Below are 946 nucleotides of genomic sequence, written 5' to 3' on the forward strand. Positions count from 1 at the left end.
CCTGGCCCACGTCGGCCTCGTGCTGCGCGAGGACGAGCGCCGCCTGCCGCTGCCGCTCGAGACGTCGGGGCCGCAGTATCTCCTGATCCTGATCGTCGCCTGCCTGCTCGCGCTGGTGGTGTTCATCCTCGCGGCGCGGCTGGCGCACGGCCTCACGCGCGACCTGCGCCGCCTCGAGACGTTCTCCGCCAGCCTGGGCGACGACATCGGCACCCAGCGCGCGCCGCTCGAGGGCTCGCGCGAAGTCGTCAGCCTGGCGCGCGCGCTCAACCGCATGCTCGACCGCCTGTACGAACAGCGCGCGCACCTGGAGGAAGAACGCCGCAAGTTCCTGCAGCTCGCGAACAACATCCCGCAACTCGTGTGGATGGCCGACCCGGAAGGCAACATCGTCTGGTTCAACGACCGCTGGCATGAATTCACGGGCAGCCCGCCGGGAACCACCGGCGCCGACGAGTGGCACCGCTACCACGACCCCGAAGTGCTGCCGCAGGTGATGCGGCGCTGGAAGGAAGCCCTCGCCAGCGGCAACATGGCGCAGATGACCTTCCCGCTGCGCGGCGCCGACGGCCGCTACCGCAGCTTCTTCACGTCGGTGGCGCCGCTGCGCGACGAGGCCGGCCAGATCGTCCAGTGGTTCGGCACCTGCACCGACGTCACCCCGCTGGAACGGGCGGAACGCGCCGTGCGCTACAGCGAGGAGCGCCTGCAGCAGGGCCTCGTCGCCGCGCGCATGGCCGTGTGGGAGCGCGATCCGCACAGCGGCCAGGTCACCTTCTCGGCCAACCTGCACAGCGTGTTCGGCAAGAACTGGCACAACATCGCCGAGCTGCAGAAGCTCGTCCATCCGGACGACCGCAAGCCCCTGCGCGACACGGTCGAACAGGCCATCCGCGCCGGCGGCGAATACCGCGCCACGCCGCGCGTGCGCCGCGCCGACGACGGC

Annotated in this window: 1 protein-coding gene; it reads left to right on the top strand. The window is 71.0% G+C overall.

Features of this window, described 5'->3' with window-relative positions; all coding sequences use genetic code 11:
- Positions 1-946: PAS domain-containing protein (locus tag ACEN88_RS32800; RefSeq protein ID WP_413346455.1), on the top strand; the 946-nt coding region annotated here is incomplete at both ends.

The sequence above is a fragment of the Massilia sp. CT11-108 genome, assembly GCF_047302915.1.
In the GTDB taxonomy this organism is placed as follows: Bacteria; Pseudomonadota; Gammaproteobacteria; order Burkholderiales; family Burkholderiaceae_D; genus Telluria; species Telluria orientalis.